The sequence below is a fragment of the Burkholderia arboris genome (assembly GCF_038723655.1).
In the GTDB taxonomy this organism is placed as follows: Bacteria; Pseudomonadota; Gammaproteobacteria; order Burkholderiales; family Burkholderiaceae; genus Burkholderia; species Burkholderia arboris.
This window is the reverse complement of sequence record NZ_CP109823.1, coordinates 690,294-705,777: the sequence shown is the minus strand read 5'-3', so window position 1 is coordinate 705,777 and position 15,484 is coordinate 690,294. Positions and strand designations below refer to the sequence as shown.

General features: G+C 63.3%; 11 protein-coding genes. 8 read left to right on the top strand and 3 right to left on the bottom strand.

The features are described 5' to 3' along the window. Positions 1 to 17: 17 nt before the first annotated feature. The 5 genes from OHZ10_RS35795 to OHZ10_RS35775 all read left to right on the top strand — a co-directional run bounded on the left by OHZ10_RS35795 (position 18) and on the right by OHZ10_RS35775 (position 6,635). Complete coding sequence (locus tag OHZ10_RS35795) at positions 18 to 1,634, top strand: tryptophan halogenase family protein (protein WP_342706028.1); 1,617 nt, start codon at positions 18 to 20, stop codon at positions 1,632 to 1,634. After that, positions 1,634 to 2,719, top strand: a complete 1,086-nt coding sequence (locus OHZ10_RS35790) for a monodechloroaminopyrrolnitrin synthase PrnB family protein (protein ID WP_342706027.1) — start codon at positions 1,634 to 1,636, stop codon at positions 2,717 to 2,719. The genes OHZ10_RS35795 and OHZ10_RS35790 overlap by 1 nt, the downstream gene beginning before the upstream one ends. Positions 2,720 to 2,777: 58 nt before the next feature. Continuing rightward, the gene (locus tag OHZ10_RS35785) at positions 2,778 to 4,478 is read left to right on the top strand and encodes an NAD(P)/FAD-dependent oxidoreductase (protein ID WP_342706517.1); all 1,701 of its coding nucleotides are present in this window, start codon (positions 2,778 to 2,780) and stop codon (positions 4,476 to 4,478) included. 24 nt (positions 4,479 to 4,502) lie between these two features. Further along, on the top strand, positions 4,503 to 5,639 hold the full coding sequence (locus tag OHZ10_RS35780) for a Rieske 2Fe-2S domain-containing protein (RefSeq protein ID WP_059242529.1): 1,137 nt from the start codon (positions 4,503 to 4,505) through the stop codon (positions 5,637 to 5,639). A 321-nt stretch (positions 5,640 to 5,960) separates the two neighbouring features. Next, positions 5,961 to 6,635: a lytic polysaccharide monooxygenase gene (locus OHZ10_RS35775; protein ID WP_059242527.1), complete on the top strand. Its 675-nt coding sequence runs from the start codon at positions 5,961 to 5,963 to the stop codon at positions 6,633 to 6,635. A 414-nt stretch (positions 6,636 to 7,049) separates the two neighbouring features. Here the strand turns inward: OHZ10_RS35775 and OHZ10_RS35770 are convergent, their stop codons facing one another. Beyond that, on the bottom strand, positions 7,050 to 8,453 hold the full coding sequence (locus tag OHZ10_RS35770; RefSeq protein ID WP_059242290.1) for a GGDEF domain-containing protein: 1,404 nt from the start codon (positions 8,451 to 8,453) through the stop codon (positions 7,050 to 7,052). Positions 8,454 to 9,444: 991 nt separating this feature from the next. Here OHZ10_RS35770 and OHZ10_RS35765 point away from each other — a divergent pair. The 3 genes from OHZ10_RS35765 (at position 9,445) to OHZ10_RS35755 (ending at position 14,486) form a co-directional block, all read left to right on the top strand. After that, positions 9,445 to 10,536 (top strand): glycosyl hydrolase, encoded by a 1,092-nt coding sequence (locus OHZ10_RS35765; RefSeq protein WP_174993685.1) that lies wholly within the window; start codon positions 9,445 to 9,447, stop codon positions 10,534 to 10,536. Positions 10,537 to 10,668: 132 nt separating this feature from the next. Continuing rightward, positions 10,669 to 11,766 (top strand): endo alpha-1,4 polygalactosaminidase, encoded by a 1,098-nt coding sequence (locus OHZ10_RS35760; RefSeq protein ID WP_342706026.1) that lies wholly within the window; start codon positions 10,669 to 10,671, stop codon positions 11,764 to 11,766. Positions 11,767 to 12,404: 638 nt separating this feature from the next. Next, positions 12,405 to 14,486 (top strand): bifunctional diguanylate cyclase/phosphodiesterase, encoded by a 2,082-nt coding sequence (locus OHZ10_RS35755; protein ID WP_340626174.1) that lies wholly within the window; start codon positions 12,405 to 12,407, stop codon positions 14,484 to 14,486. An 89-nt stretch (positions 14,487 to 14,575) separates the two neighbouring features. On the opposite strand, the gene OHZ10_RS35750 is transcribed toward OHZ10_RS35755, so the two are convergent. Together OHZ10_RS35750 and OHZ10_RS35745 are read right to left on the bottom strand one after the other, a co-directional pair. After that, the gene (locus tag OHZ10_RS35750) at positions 14,576 to 14,980 is read right to left on the bottom strand and encodes a cupin domain-containing protein (protein WP_059242283.1); all 405 of its coding nucleotides are present in this window, start codon (positions 14,978 to 14,980) and stop codon (positions 14,576 to 14,578) included. A gap of 4 nt (positions 14,981 to 14,984) precedes the next feature. Beyond that, positions 14,985 to 15,464 carry a carboxymuconolactone decarboxylase family protein gene (locus tag OHZ10_RS35745; RefSeq protein WP_059242281.1) on the bottom strand — a complete coding sequence of 160 codons (480 nt, stop codon included), beginning with the start codon at positions 15,462 to 15,464 and terminating at the stop codon, positions 14,985 to 14,987. Between the last annotated feature and the right edge of the window lie 20 nt (positions 15,465 to 15,484).

The window sequence follows — 15,484 nt, the reverse complement described above, 5'->3', positions numbered from 1 at the left end:
CCTATGGGAAGCGTGTCATGAGCAATCCGATCAAGAATATCGTCATCGTGGGCGGTGGCACCGCGGGCTGGATGTCCGCCTCGTACCTCGTCCGGGCGCTTCAGCAGCAGGCGAACATCACGCTCGTCGAGTCCGAGGCGATCCCCCGGATCGGCGTGGGCGAGGCGACCATCCCGAATCTGCAGAAGGTGTTCTTCGACTTCCTCGGGATACCGGAGCGGGAGTGGATGCCCCAGGTGAACGGCGCGTTCAAGAGCGCCATCAAGTTCGTGAACTGGAGGAAGTCTCCCGACCCCTCGCGCGACGACTACTTCTACCATTTGTTCGGCAGCGTGCCGAACTGCGACGGCGTGCCGCTTACCCACTACTGGCTGCGCAAGCGCGAACACGGCTTCCAGCAGCCGATGGAGTACGCCTGCTATCCGCAGCCCGAGGCGCTCGACGCCAAGCTGGCACCGTGCCTGTCCGACGGCACCCGCCAGATGCCCCACGCGTGGCACTTCGACGCGCACCTGGTGGCCGATTTCCTGAAGCGCTGGGCCGTCGGGCGCGGGGTGAAACGCGTGGTCGACGAGGTCGTGGAGGTCCACCTGAACGAGCGCGGTTACATCTCCAGCCTGTCCACCAAGGAGGGTCGGACGCTGGAGGCGGACCTGTTCATCGACTGCTCCGGCATGCGAGGGCTCTTGATCAACCAGGCCCTGAAGGAGCCCTTCATTGACATGTCCGACTACCTGCTGTGCGACAGCGCGGTCGCCAGCGCCGTGCCCAACGACGACGCGCGCGTGGGGATCGAGCCGTACACCTCCGCGATCGCCATGAACTCGGGGTGGACCTGGAAGATTCCGATGCTGGGACGGTTCGGCAGCGGCTACGTGTTCTCGAGCAAGTTCACCTCGCGCGACCAGGCCACTGCCGACTTCCTCAACCTCTGGGGCCTCCCGGACAAGCAGCCGCTCAACCAGATCAAGTTCCGGGTCGGGCGCAACGGGCGGGCGTGGGTCAACAACTGCGTCGCGATCGGGCTGTCGTCGTGCTTTCTGGAGCCCCTGGAATCGACGGGGATCTACTTTATCTACGCGGCGCTTTACCAGCTCGTGAAGCACTTCCCCGATGCCTCGTTCGATCCGCGGTTGAGAGACGCGTTCAACGCCGAGATCGTCTACATGTTCGACGACTGCCGGGATTTCGTCCAGGCGCACTATTTCACCACGTCGCGCGACGACACACCGTTCTGGCTCGCGAACCGGCACGACTTGCGGCTCTCGGACGCCATCAGGGAGAAGGTTGAACGTTACAGGGCGGGGTTGCCGCTGACCACCACGTCGTTCGACGACGCCACGTACTACGAAACGTTCGACTACGAATTCAAGAACTTCTGGTTGAACGGAAACTACTACTGCATCTTCGCCGGCTTGGGCATGCTGCCGGACCGGTCGCTGCCGCTCTTGCGGCACCGGCCGGAGTCGATCGACAAGGCCGAGGCGATGTTCGCCCGCATCCGGCGCGAGGCCGAGCGTCTGCGGACGAGCCTGCCGACGAACTACGACTACCTGCGGTCGCTGCGTGAGGGCGACGCGGGGTTGTCTCGCAGCCAGTCCGGGCCGGCGCTCGCAACGCCGGAGATCCTGTAGTGGAGCGCGCCCTGGGCCGGGCATGCGCATTCGCGGCCACGCACGCCACGGTGGCGGCCTGCGATCCGCTGCGGGCGAGGGCGCTCGTTCTGCAGTTGCCGGGCCTGAACCGCAAGAAGGACGTGCCCGGCATCGTCGGTCTGTTGCGCGAGTTCCTCCCGGCGCATGGGATGCCGTCCGGCTGGGGCTTCGTCGAAGCCGCCGCCGCGATGCGGGACATCGGATTCTTCCTGGGGTCGCTCAAACGGCACGGACACGAGCCCGTGGACGTGGTGCCCGGGCTCGAGCCGGTGCTGCTTGACCTGGCGCGCGCGACCGACCTGCCTCCGCGCGAGACGCTCCTGCATGTGACGGTCTGGAACCCCGCGGCGGCCGACGCGCAGCGGAGCTACACCGGGCTGCGCGACGAAGCGCACCTGCTCGAGAGCGTGCGCATCTCGATGGCGGCCCTCGAGGCGGCCATCGCGTTGATCGTCGAGCTGTCCGACGTGCCGTTGCAGTCGCCCGCGTTCGCGGAAGGGAGCGACGAGCTGGCGGCCTATCTTCAGAAAATGGTCGAATCGATCGTTTACGCTTACCGCTTCATCTCGCCGCAAGTCTTTTACGACGAGCTTCGCCCCTTCTACGAACCGATTCGAGTCGGAGGCCAGAGCTACCTCGGCCCCGGTGCCGTCGAAATGCCCCTCTTCGTGCTGGAGCACGTCCTGTGGGGCTCGCAATCGGACCACCCGGCTTATCGAGAATTCAAGGAGACCTACCTGCCCTACGTGCTTCCGGCGTTCAGGGCGGTTTACGCCCGGTTCGCCGGGGAGCCGGCGCTCGTCGACCGCGTGCTCGGCGAGGCGCAAGCGGCCCGCGCGCGGGGCGAGTCTGTCGGGGCAGGGCTGGCGGCCCTAGAGCGGGTCTTCGAGGTCCTGCTGCACTTCCGGGCGCCTCACCTCAAACTGGCGGAGCGGACGTACGAAGCCGGGCGAAGCGGACCCGCAATCGGCAGCGGGGGGTACGCGCCCAGCATGCTCGGCGATCTGCTGACGCTCACGCGGGCCGCTCGGTCTCGCCTCCGTGCTGCGCTCGACGGGCCCTGACACCTGACCCCTGACGCGCGCGGCCATGTGTTCCATCTCACCAGGAGAGCTTGCCCCCATGACTCAGAAGAGCACCGCGAACGAGCACGACAGCAACCACTTCGACGTGATCATCCTCGGCTCGGGCATGTCCGGCACCCAGATGGGGGCGATCCTGGCCAAACAACGGTTTCGTGTGCTGATCATCGAGGAGTCGTCGCACCCGCGGTTCACGATCGGCGAATCGTCGATCCCCGAAACGTCCTTGATGAACCGCATCATCGCCGATCGCTACGGCATTCCGGAGCTTGACCGCATCACGTCGTTCTACGCGACGCAGCGTTACGTCGCGTCGAGCACGGGCATCAAGCGCAACTTCGGCTTCGTGTTCCACAAGCCCGGCCAGGAGCACGACCCGAAGGAATTTACGCAGTGCGTCATTCCCGAGCTGCCGTGGGGGCCGGAGAGCCATTATTACCGGCAAGACGTCGACGCCTACCTGCTGCAAGCCGCCATCAAATACGGCTGCACGGTCCGCCAGAAGACGAACGTGACCGAATATCACGCAGACAAGGACGGCGTCGGCGTGGCCACCGCCCAGGGCGAACGGTACACCGGCCGGTACATGATCGATTGCGGAGGACCCCGCGCGCCGCTCGCGACCAAGTTCAAGCTCCGCGAAGAGCCGTGCCGCTTCAAGACGCACTCGCGCAGCCTCTACACCCACATGCTCGGGGTCAAGCCGTTCGACGACATCTTCAAGGTCAAGGGGCAGCGCTGGCGCTGGCACGAGGGGACCTTGCACCACATGTTCGCGGGCGGCTGGCTCTGGGTGATTCCGTTCAACAACCACCCGCGCTCGACCAACAACCTGGTGAGCGTCGGCCTGCAGCTCGACCCGCGCGTCTACCCGAAAACGGACATCTCCGCGCAGCAGGAATTCGACGAATTCCTCGCGCGGTTCCCGAGCATCGGGGCGCAGTTCCGGGACGCCGTGCCGGTGCGCGACTGGGTCAAGACCGACCGCCTGCAGTTCTCGTCGAGCGCCTGCGTCGGTGACCGCTACTGCCTGATGCTGCACGCGAACGGGTTCATCGACCCGCTCTTCTCCCGGGGGCTCGAGAACACCGCGGTGACCATCCACGCCCTCGCGGCGCGCCTCATCAAGGCGCTGCGCGACGACGACTTTTCCCCCGAGCGCTTCGAGTACATCGAGCGCCTGCAGCAGAAGCTTCTGGACCACAACGACGACTTCGTCAGCTGCTGCTACACGGCGTTCACGGACTTCCGCCTGTGGGACGCGTTCCACCGGCTGTGGGCGGTCGGCACGATCCTCGGGCAGTTCCGGCTCGTGCAGGCCCACGCGAGGTTCCGTGCGTCGCGTGACGAGGGCGACCTCGATCGCCTCGACGACAACCCCCCGTACCTCGGGTACCTGTGCGCGGACATGGAGGGGTACTACCAGTTGTTCAACGACGCCAAAGCCGAGGTCGAGGCCGTGAGCGCCGGGCGCAAACCGGCCGAGGAGGCCGCGGCGCGGATTCACGCCCTCATCGACGAACGCGACTTCGCCAAACCGATGTTCGGCTTCGGGTACTGCATCACCGGGGCCAAGCCGCAGCTCAACAACTCGAAGTACAGCCTGCTGCCGGCGATGAAGTTGCTGCATTGGACGCAGACCAGCGCGCCGGCAGAGGTGAAAAGGTACTTCGACTACAACCCGATGTTCGCGCTGCTCAGGGCGTACGTCACGACCCGCATCGGCTTGGCGCTGAAGTAGTCGACCGACACCGGCACGAATATGATGAACGACGTTCAATTGGATCAAGCGGGCACCAGGGAGTATCCGTCGGGCGGGTACGACGCGACCACGCGCCTGGCCGCGAGCTGGTACGTCGCGATGCGCTCGGGCGACCTCAAGGACAAGCCGACGGAGTTGACGCTCTTCGGCCGGCCGTGTGTGGCGTGGCGCGGTGCGACGGGGCGGGCCGTGGTGATGGACCGCCACTGCGCGCACCTTGGTGCGAACCTCGCCGACGGGCAGGTCAAGGACGGGTGCATCCGGTGCCCGTTTCACCACTGGCAGTACGACGAGCAGGGCCAGTGCGTCCATATCCCCGGCCACAGCACGGCGGTGCGCCAGCTGGAGCCCGTCCCGCGCGGGGCGCGCCAGCCGACGTTGGTCACGGCCGAACGATACGGCTACGTGTGGGTCTGGTACGGCTCCCCGCAGCCGCTGCACCCGCTGCCCGAAATCGCCGCGGCCGACGTCGACAACGGCGACTTCATGCACCTGCACTTCGCGTTCGAGACGACGACGGCGGTTTTGCGGATCGTCGAGAACTTCTACGACGCGCAGCACGCGACCCCTGTCCACGCGCTCCCGATCTCGGCCTTCGAGCTCAAGCGCTTCGACGACTGGCGCCAGTGGCCGGAGGTCGAGTCGCTGGCCCGGGCCGGTGCGTGGTTCGGCGCCGGGATCGACTTCACCGTGAACCGGTACTTCGGGCCCCTCGGCATGCTGTCGCGCGCGCTTGGCCTGAACATGTCGCAGATGAACCTGCACTTCGATGGCTACCCCGGCGGGTGCGTCATGACCGTCGCCCTGGACGGAGACGCCAAATACAAGCTGCTCCAGTGTGTGACGCCGGTGAGCGAAGGCAAGAACGTCATGCACATGCTCATCTCGATCAAGAAGGTGGGCGGCGTGCTGCGTCGCGCGACCGACTTCGTGTTGTTCGGACTCCAGACCAGACAGGCTGCAGGGTACGACGTCAAGATCTGGAACGGGATGAAGCCGGATGGCGGCGGCGCGTACAGCAAGTACGACAAGCTCGTGCTCAAGTACCGCGCGTTCTACCGGGGCTGGGTCGACCGCGTCGTTCCGTCAGCCGCTAGCGAACATGCCGAGTGGCGTCACGGTCATCAGCGCGATTGTTGACGGGGCCGCCGTGCGATCAAGATTCAGCGCTTCCCGGGCTCGAGCGGGCCTCCGGGATTGCATGGGACGGAGCGTAGTTCCGGGTTGCGTTCAAGTTCGATACACGTGTTTCAAGGTCGCGAGGAAGGTGCGGGGCTCGCGCATCGTCGCTTACCGCGGTTTCATTCGACCTCTGCTTTTGCCGATCGGTGTGCGCGGCGACCCGCCGACAGGAATCTCGGTCAGGGATCTTGCGGCGGGCTCGATGTGCACACCTTCATTCCAACATCAATGCCATGAGGGATCATGAATCAGATCATCCGCAGATACGTTGCTTCCGTGATGCCACGCTCGTTGGCTGGCATGGCACTACTGGTCACAGCGGTCGGTGCGCATGCGCACGGCCGTTTGACCGAACCGCCTTCGCGCATCGTGCTGTGCACGCAAGGCCAGAATCCGGACTGTCCTGTCGACGCGTGGCACGCGAACGCGATGGAGAACGGCAAGTTCTTCCCTGCAACGCAAAGCGGCCTGTCGGATCCGTTCGCGCCGAACGATGCGAAGAATGCCGCGCCACCGATGGACGGCGAAATCGCCGGCGCCAGCACGAACGGCCCGCTGCCCGTGCTGAACGAGCAGTCGCCCGGCCGCTGGCAGAAGATCCCGTTACGTCCGGGCGCGTTGCAGAACTTCAAATGGGAATTCAGCGCCGTGCACAAGACGCGTCGTTGGAACTACTTCATTACACGCGCCGACTGGAATCCGTCGGAAAAGCTGACGCGCGCGCAGTTCGAGGCCACGCCTTTCTGCACGATCCAGAATCCCGGCCAGCCATACTGGGACCCGAATGCGAACCTGGTGCCCCAGCAACCGACCATTCATCAATGCCGGCTGCCGATGCGTAGCGGTTACCACGTGATCCTCGCGGTCTGGGAAGTGGCGGATACGGCGATGGCGTTTTATCAGGTCGTCGACGCGATGTTCACCAATGGCGATACGACACGCAGCCCGTTCTGATGTTGCTGCGCCATGACGCGTTCGGCGGTGCCCGGGGCGTCATGATTCGATTGAGTTCGAAAACGGAATTATCCCGGGCGCCCCGTCATTCTCAGCGTATTGGCGGGGCATCGAGAATGTCGGTGTACGATCCGTCGGCAGGCAGGCAGGGGCGAGGCCTGCGGAAGCGGTTTCGTCCGGTTGAGAAGCCCGGGGCGGAAACTAACCCGGGATTTTCGGGGGCGCGGACATGCCGGTACGTGACGAGGCGGTGTCTCTCGAACCCGGCCGCGCATTCCCTGGCGAAGGGGGCATGCGATTCACACTCTTGCGCAATCCAGGGTCGGCCCGGTTTTGGCATCGTGACCATGCGGGTCGCGCAAGAACGTCTGCCGGGGACGCGGTGGCGAGTACGGATACGAATACGGCAACCGGCTACCCGGCGACCACCTGGTTGCGACCTTGATGCTTCGCGCGGTACAGGCGTTCGTCCGCCTTGCGAAGGATCGCGTCGATCGTCTCGCCGTCCCGACCGAATTCGGAGGCGCCGACGCTTACGGTGACCTTGATCGGTTCGCCGATGCCTGCTTCGAACGGCTCGCCCGCGATCGCCGTGCGGATGCGCTCGCCGATCGATTGAGCGGTGTCCAGCGCGGCGTGCGGCAGCAGCACCATGAATTCCTCTCCGCCCGTCCGCGCGACGCCATCGTACGGCCGGATCGCATCGGCGCATTTGTTGACGAAGCGTTGCAATACCTGATCGCCCGTCTGATGCCCGTAACTGTCGTTGATCGCCTTGAAGTGGTCGAGGTCGAGCGCGAGCAACGAGAACGGCGCGCCGTTGCGCTTTGCCCGGTTGATTTCCGCTTCCACGCTTTCGATGAATTGCCGCCGGTTGGCCGCACCCGTGAGCGGGTCCGTGGCCGCCAGGTGCTCGAGCTTTTCGTTGGTACGTTGAAGCGCCTGCAGCGCTCGCTCCGTCCTTGCCATCGCTTCCCTCAACCGGGCAAACAGTTCTTCCTGGCTGTAGATCTTCGAAAACGAACGGGTTGTGTGAAAGGCCTGCACCACGCCGAAACTGAGCAGGAAGAAGCCGGCCGCAAAAATCGCATGCGCCAGCCACCACATGTGATTCCACGGCCGCGCGAGGATGAAAGCAAGCGAGGACAGTGCGAACGACGTCACCGAAATACCGTAGATCGTCATCAACGGCGAACGGATGCGGCGCACGGCCAGCGCGATGACGTTCACGCTGAAGAACAGCAGTGCGCCCCCCTCCATCGACAGGCGTACCCACAGGTTGCCGGCCACCGGCGAGTAGGCGACCGCGGCGACTGCGACGTCGACGAGTCCGAATACGGCGATCCAGGCAAGCCATGTGCGGCGCCGGCCGCGGATCGCTGCGCTGTCGGCCTTGCGACCATAAGTGAGTTGCCCGACAAAAGCGAAGATCGACATGGTCAGGCGCGAGGCCGGACCGTACAGCAGAAACAACCAGAGGTTGTGATGCGCCATGCCGGTGAACATGCCATGCAGCGCATAGATGAGGGAGAAGCCCAGAAAACCCAGCGTAAGCCAGCGTAGCAATGGCTCGCCCGACAGGCTGTAGCACCGCCAGCAGACATAGGTGACGAATGCGCCTTCAAGCGTGGCAGCCGCGATCGCAAGTTCGTGAAAGGCGTGGTTCTCGAATTTCAGTGACGGGTCCTGGAAGAAGTACAGGTAGGCAATCAGATACGCAGGCGTCAGCGCGAAGCCGACCAGCAGGAGTCTGGCGTACACCCGGGTGACCCGTTGGGCGGTGCCGGTCGATTCTTGGGCGGCAACATTGACTGTCATGTTCTGCCTCCGGTTTCGTTGAATGCATCAAGGATGGGAACGGCAACCATGGCGTCATGGCGGGGCGGTCGCCAATATGATGAAGCACGAGCGCATCGCCTGAATCTCGTCGACTTGAACAATAAGCCAAATGGCTGCGAGATACCGGTTTGAATTGTCGAATGGAGAAAATTGCAATATGGCAATGCAATCGATTGAATATTTCGGATTTCGATATTGTTTGAAGTAATCGATTCCGGGGTTGATGCCGGATGATTATGTAGTATAACCAGTAGCAGACCAGTTGAAATGCGGGTGCCGGATTGGATCATCGCTCCATCATCCGCCGAAATATCGGTATCCGCCACCGTGCCGAAGGCATGCCATCACGGGCCGGCGTGACAACTTGACGATACCGCTTGCATCGCGTTCTTGCAGACCTCCGGTCTTGCGCGAACGTGAGGCATGACATGCTGCATCGGCATTGACCAAAGTCGGGGCGTTTCACGTCGTTGATATAAAAACAGCATCAATATCGAAATTTGTCTTCAGATGGCAATTTGTAAGGTCGACTTTTTGAATTCGACCTGAGCGGAGCTTTGCCAATCGAAAAGGGGGAAATCATGGACCAGTGACGGAGAGACAGGGTTCGAGAAATGAAACCAGCCGTAAGGCACATGCGGTTTCGCTTTCATTTTCGTTGCTTTCGATGTCTGGCGCAGCGATGCCAGCCTGTGCAGCAAGCTTCCACGATATTGCGAGCGGCGCCGCAGGCAGTTACACGGCGGTGAAAGTATGACCTGGTCATCAGATGGGGAAGCCCCGGGGCTGATCTGATCACGATATTTATTATGTAGTGCATATCAATGGTGCAAGTGATTGACGTCCATGTCACGTGTCGGTTTTCCGTTACGCCCGCATGGACGAAGCGCGTCTTCCTGAAATATTCCCCGGCATGGTTTGCGTGAAAGACCGCTGCCGGTAATGCGTATAACGCGATGAGGGCATGAACATGAAGAGCAACCAATCCGGATTCATGCAGCGATCGACCTTGAGGGGTGCGCTGGCGCTTCTGCTGGCATGGTCGTCTTTCGGCACTGGCGCTGCCACGGCGGGCGGGGCGGGTACCGGTACGGCGCCGGCATTCGTATATAGCCCGTACAAGGACGCGACGATTTCGATGAACTGGAACACGAACGTCATCTCGTCGAACGTGACCGGTCAATTGAGCCCGGTGCTGTCGGTGCTGCCAGCCGGTGTGCGTACGCTGACGCTCGCGTTTGCGACCGGCGAATGCGGCAGCGAGAACTGGGCGGGCGTTGACGGCGGCGCGATGGCGTCCGCCAATGTGCCGCTTTTCACCGCGGCCAACGTGAACTACGTGATTTCCACCGGCGGTGCGGCCGGTATGTTCACGTGCGGGACGGATGCGGGCATGGCGACCTTCATCAATCGTTATGCATCGGGCAACCTCATCGGGATCGATTTCGATATCGAAGGCGGGCAGACGCAACAGGTGATCAACGATCTCGTGCAGCGCGTGGCAGTCGCCCAGCAGAATTATCCCGGCCTGCGCTTCAGCTTTACGCTGGCGACACTGGCGCCTTCCCAGCAGGGAGCGACCACGGCCGGCTCCTGGGGCGCCAGCGCACCCGACAGCTTCAACGTGTATGGCGACTGGGTCATGCAGGCCATCCAGGCATCCGGCCTGAAGAACTACACCATCAACCTGATGACGATGGATTACGGGTCGGCCGGGGCGGGGAACTGCGTGGTCGCGAACGGCACCTGCCAGATGGGGCAGTCGGCGCTGCAGGCGGCGATGAACCTGCACGATCACTGGGGTGTACCGTACAGCCAGATCGAGCTGACGCCGATGATCGGCGGCAACGATGTGGCCGGCGAAACCTTTACGCCGGCGGATGCAGACACCGTTGCGCAGTTCGTGAAACAGAATGGCCTCGTGGGGGTCCACTTCTGGTCGTTCGACCGTGACGTCGATTGTCCGCCCGGTGCCGCGTCGTCGACATGCAACTCCATCGGCGGTGTCGGTACGCTCGGTTATACGAACCGGTTTGCCAACGGCCTGGCGCCCGGAAAATGAATGAAGTCTGGCCAGGGAGGAGACCGCGGGGGCCGTCCATATCACGACGAAGTTTCCCGTGGTTTCCGGTTTCCACGACCGGCAACCGGAGGAACGGCCGGGTGCCTACCTTGAACGGCAACTGCTGCTCAAGTGCGAGCTGATCTGCAGGATCGTGGCCGCCGCCGCGCCGACAAAAATCGACAAATCGGAACAGATCGGCGCGGCGTTCCCGCCTACCATCCGGACGTGCCTCGCGCATTCCCGTACCACCGCGGCATCGGCAGATGCATCGCCCGCATTCCGCTGCTCGCGTGTTCCTCGCACCCTCGCATCCTGACAAGCCGCCAAGAAAGCAAAGGATTCGCCATGTCTGCAAGATCACTCGCTTCAATTGCGCTGATGCTGCTGCTTGCCGCGTGCGGCGGCGATGGGGACGTGTCTGCACCGGGCACCACCGTCGCGGCGACCACGATGCGCGTGTCGCCGGCCGCGGCCTGGAAGCCGCTCGCGCCCGGCACGAGCTGGCAATGGCAGATCGACGGCAACACGATCAACGAGACCGTGCTCGACCGCGTGAACAATTCCCGCAAGATGTTCGACGTCGACATGGAGCAGACCGACGCGGCGACGATCCAGCGCTTGAAGGCGAAGGGCATCTACGTCGTCTGCTACATGGAGACCGGCGGCCGGGAAGACGGCCGCAGCGATGCGAACCAGTTTCCCGACAGCGTGCTCGGCAACCCCGTCGAAGGATACGAAGATCATGAGCGCTGGCTGGACATCCGCCAGACCGCGATCCTGATGCCCCTGATGCTGGCGCGTCTCGACCGGGCGAAGAAAAAGGGCTGCGACGGCATCGAACCGGATCTGGACGACAGTTATCGGCAGGAAACGGGTTTTCCGCTGACGCGCGACGACCAGTTGCGTTACAACACGGCACTGATCGCCGCCGCACACGATCGCGGGATGTCGATGGGCCTCAAGAACGGTTCGGGGATCGCCACCGCGATGGCGAAGGTCGCCGACTGGGCGCTCAACGAGCAGTGCAACAGGTTCCACGAGTGCGACGGCTACGCGAGCTTCATCGCGCTGAACAAGGCCGTGTTCAATGTCGAGTACACGCGCCCGGACGGCATGAGGCTCGCCGATTTCTGTCCGGCGGACAACCGCGCCAACTTCGACGGCCTTCTGAAATGGTCGAGCGACACGCTCGCGGCGCTGCCGCGCGCGGCATGCCGGTTCGAATGAGCGGCGCGCGGCGTGCGACGGTCGGGGCGATCCGCGGCACGTAAGTCGTGACGAAGCCGTGAACGCAGCCGCGCGAATCTGGGCGACAGATTCCGCGCGCGTGCCCAGGCCATTCAGGCTGAATGGCTTCCGGGCCCGGTTCGCCGTCCGGACACGGCGCGGCGTTCGGCTTGTGCCGGGCTTCCTTGCCCGGAATCGTTGCGATGGGCGGTGTTCTCCCGGCGGGAGGGCATCACCGCATGGCAGTGCTGTCGATGCATCTCGAGTTTCGCCGGTCGCGCGTCATCGTCCACGACCACTTCGCGAAGATGCCGACGCCAGCATGACGCACGGTCTCCCGATGGCGTGCATGCCGATGCCCGTAAAATCTCCGCCTGGGCCAATCCAGGCACGGGCGTATCGCTTCCCGGCTGCGCGCTTCGCCGGCCCGCAGCGGTAAATCCTTCCCTGAACGGGAGGCCGCGTTTATGATCCGCCCTGCAAGCGGTGGTCGCTGGAATCGTCTGGTTGGTCACACAACCAGTTCATTCCTTCGGGCACCGCTTTACTTTTGTGCCCAACCTTCATGCGAATTTGCGCAGACACCGGATAACCTGTGGTCTCGTCACCGTCGAATTGAAAGCGATCTGTAAATAACAATGCTGCCGACAAGTTATAACGCGTTGCTCGTTCTTCTTTCGCTCTTGATCGCCATTCTGGCGTCCTACACCGTGCTGGACATGGCCGGGCGTATCAAAACCGCTCGAGGGCACGCCGCACACTGGTGGCTGGTAGGCGGAGCTTGCGTGATGGGTACGGGCATCTGGTCGATGCATTTCGTCGGCATGCTCGCCTTCGCGTTGCCGATTCCAATTGGCTACGATCCGGCCATCACGGTGCTTTCGTGGCTGATCGCCATCGTCTGCTCCACGTGTGCGCTCTGGCTCGTCTGCCAGGACACGCTGAAGTGGCACCGACTGGGCGGCGGAGCCATGTTGATGGGCGCCGGCGTTGCGGGTATGCATTACACGGGCATGGCCTCCATGCGCATGTCGCCGGGCATCCAGTACGATCCGTTGCTCGTGTGCCTGTCGGTCGCGATTGCCGTGGTCGCGTCGGGCGCCGTGTTGTGGATCGTCTTCATTCGGCGGACCCACTCGAATCGCGTGCGCCTGCTCAATCTGGGCTCCGCCGTCTTGATGGGGGCCGCCATTGCCGGCATGCACTACACCGGGATGGCCGCCGCGCGGTTCCCGCCAGGCAGCATCTGCGGGGCAGCCGGCTCCCGCCTGGATGCCGGCTGGCTGGCGCTTGTCATCGTCGTTGCCACGTTGGCCATCCTCGCCATCGCGCTGGTCGTTTCCATCCTCGATCTGCGTCTGGAAGCCCGCACGGCGGTACTGGCGACGTCGCTGGCCGAAGCCAACCAGGAATTGACGTATCTGGCGCTGCACGACAACCTCACCAAGCTCCCCAATCGCGTGCTGCTCGAAGACCGGATCGATCAAGCCATCCAGAACACCGACCGCGAGAAGGGGCGTTTCGCGCTGATGTTCATGGATCTCGATGGATTCAAGGCGGTCAACGACGCCTATGGCCATCATGTCGGCGATCTGTTGCTGGTCGACGTGGCGCGGCGCATCGGCGCGAACCTGCGCTCGCAGGACACGATTGCCCGTCTGGGTGGCGACGAGTTCGTGCTGGTCGTGGCGGTGGACGAGCCCGCGGACGCGGCCGACGTGGCGGACAAGGTATTGGCGGTGATCCGGAAACCGTTCCGCGTGTCCGAGCACGAATTGCGCGTGTCGGCCAGCATCGGTATTGCGCTTTATCCCGGCAACGGCAGCGATTTCCGGGACCTGATGACCAACGCCGATGCCGCGATGTATCACGCGAAGGCGCTCGGCCGGAACGCGTACTGTTTCTTCGAAGCATCGATGAACGCGAATGTCCGCGAGCACTTGAAAATCGTGCAGGAACTCCGTTTGGCGCTGGAGCGGCGTGAACTGGTCCTGCATTACCAGCCGAAGTTCGACGTGCCCCACGGGCCGATCATCGGCGTCGAGGCGCTCTTGCGATGGATGCACCCGACGCGCGGCCTCATCGCACCCGATCAGTTCATCTCGATCGCGGAAAAGACCGGATTGATCGTGCCGATCGGCGAATGGGTCCTGGACGAGGCCTGCCGGCAGATGCGCGTGTGGTGCGATGCAGGCCGGACCGACTGGACGATGGCGGTCAACCTGTCACCGTTGCAATTCGGTCACGCGAGCCTGATCCGGGTCGTGCAGGCCACATTGGAACGGCACGCGCTGGAGCCGCACTGCCTGACGCTGGAGATCACCGAATCCACCGCGATGCGCGACGCGGACGCCAGCTTGAGAATCCTGCAGCAGCTTCACGACATGGGCGTGCGTATTTCCATCGACGATTTTGGAACGGGTTATTCGAGCCTGCTCTATCTCAAGCGCTTGCCGGCCAGCGAGCTCAAGATCGACCGGGGATTTATCCGCGATCTCGAACACGATACCGAAGATGCCGCGATCATTTCCGCGATCGTCGCGCTCGGCCGGGCACTCGACCTGAAGATCGTCGCGGAGGGCGTTGAAACGACCGCGCAGCAGCAGTTCCTGACCAAACTCGGTTGCAACTCGCTGCAGGGCTTCCTGCTCGGGCGTCCGATGCCGGCGGATCACTTCGTCGACGCCACCACGCAAGGTAGTGCGATCAAGAACGTTTGAGCGTTTTACGCACGCGGCTCCGGCGTTGCCGCAGCGTACGCAGGTGCCCGCGTTCCGGGCGCCCTGCGAAGGCTGCGATGACGATCCTGCTATTTCACGGGCGTAAGGACCGGCGCGCCCTTGTGCTTGATCAGGAATACGACGAACTTTGCCGGCTTCGTGCTGCTGGCGTTCCGCCCGACCGTATGCACGTCCTCCGGGCCTTCGTGGAACGTGTCGCCGGCGTGGAGCGTGACCTCCTTCCCGCCGTTCAGGCCCATCACGATGCTGCCGTCGAGCACATAGACAAAGGCGTGCGCGTCGTGACGATGAACGGGGTCGACACTGCCGGGCGGATAATCGACCACGATCATTTCGACTTCCTTGCCCGGATACTCGGGCAACGGCTCCGTGGTCAGCTGTGTCACCCTGGCTTGCGGTGCGGCCGCTGCCGGCTGGGCTGGCATCAGCAGCGACAGCGCCAGCGGTGCGAGAACAAGCACGATGCGTTTCATGTCGTCACTCCAGGTTGGCCTTGTCGAGCCCGAACATCTTGTCGAACGAGCCGGGCACGATGCGGAACGCGACATTCAGCCGGTTCCAGCTGTTGATCGCGCCCACGAGGAAGGTGAGATCCGACAATTCCTTCTCCGAATAGTGGGCACGCACGCGTTCGTAGAGATCGTCCGGCACGCCATGCGACGGGAGTTGCGTCAGTGTGTCGGTCCATTCGAGCGCGGCACGCTCGCGCGGCGAAAAGAGCGTCGACTCGCGCCAGATCGCCACGTGATGGAGACGCAGTTCGCGCTCGCCGTGGATTTTTGCCGTCTTGATGTGCATGTCGACGCAGAACGCGCAACCGTTGAGTTGCGACGCCCGAATCTCGACGAGCTCGCGGACCGGCGTCTCGATCGTCGTCTTCTGGAGCAACCCGTCGAGTTCCACGAGCTTCTTGGTCAGTTCAGGCGATTGCTGAAAGTAGTTGATGCGTTGCGTCATGATCCGTTCTCCTGATCTGT

Bases quoted from the DNA above. Each gene is read 5' to 3' on its own strand.
- OHZ10_RS35795 (WP_342706028.1), top strand. From the start codon at position 18: ATGAGCAATCCGATCAAGAATATCGTCATCGTGGGCGGTGGCACCGCG.
- OHZ10_RS35785 (WP_342706517.1), top strand. From the start codon at position 2,778: ATGACTCAGAAGAGCACCGCGAACGAGCACGACAGCAACCACTTCGAC.
- OHZ10_RS35780 (WP_059242529.1), top strand. From the start codon at position 4,503: ATGAACGACGTTCAATTGGATCAAGCGGGCACCAGGGAGTATCCGTCG.
- OHZ10_RS35775 (WP_059242527.1), top strand. From the start codon at position 5,961: ATGCCACGCTCGTTGGCTGGCATGGCACTACTGGTCACAGCGGTCGGT.
- OHZ10_RS35770 (WP_059242290.1), bottom strand. From the start codon at position 8,453: ATGACAGTCAATGTTGCCGCCCAAGAATCGACCGGCACCGCCCAACGG.
- OHZ10_RS35765 (WP_174993685.1), top strand. From the start codon at position 9,445: ATGAAGAGCAACCAATCCGGATTCATGCAGCGATCGACCTTGAGGGGT.
- OHZ10_RS35755 (WP_340626174.1), top strand. From the start codon at position 12,405: ATGCTGCCGACAAGTTATAACGCGTTGCTCGTTCTTCTTTCGCTCTTG.
- OHZ10_RS35750 (WP_059242283.1), bottom strand. From the start codon at position 14,980: ATGAAACGCATCGTGCTTGTTCTCGCACCGCTGGCGCTGTCGCTGCTG.
- OHZ10_RS35745 (WP_059242281.1), bottom strand. From the start codon at position 15,464: ATGACGCAACGCATCAACTACTTTCAGCAATCGCCTGAACTGACCAAG.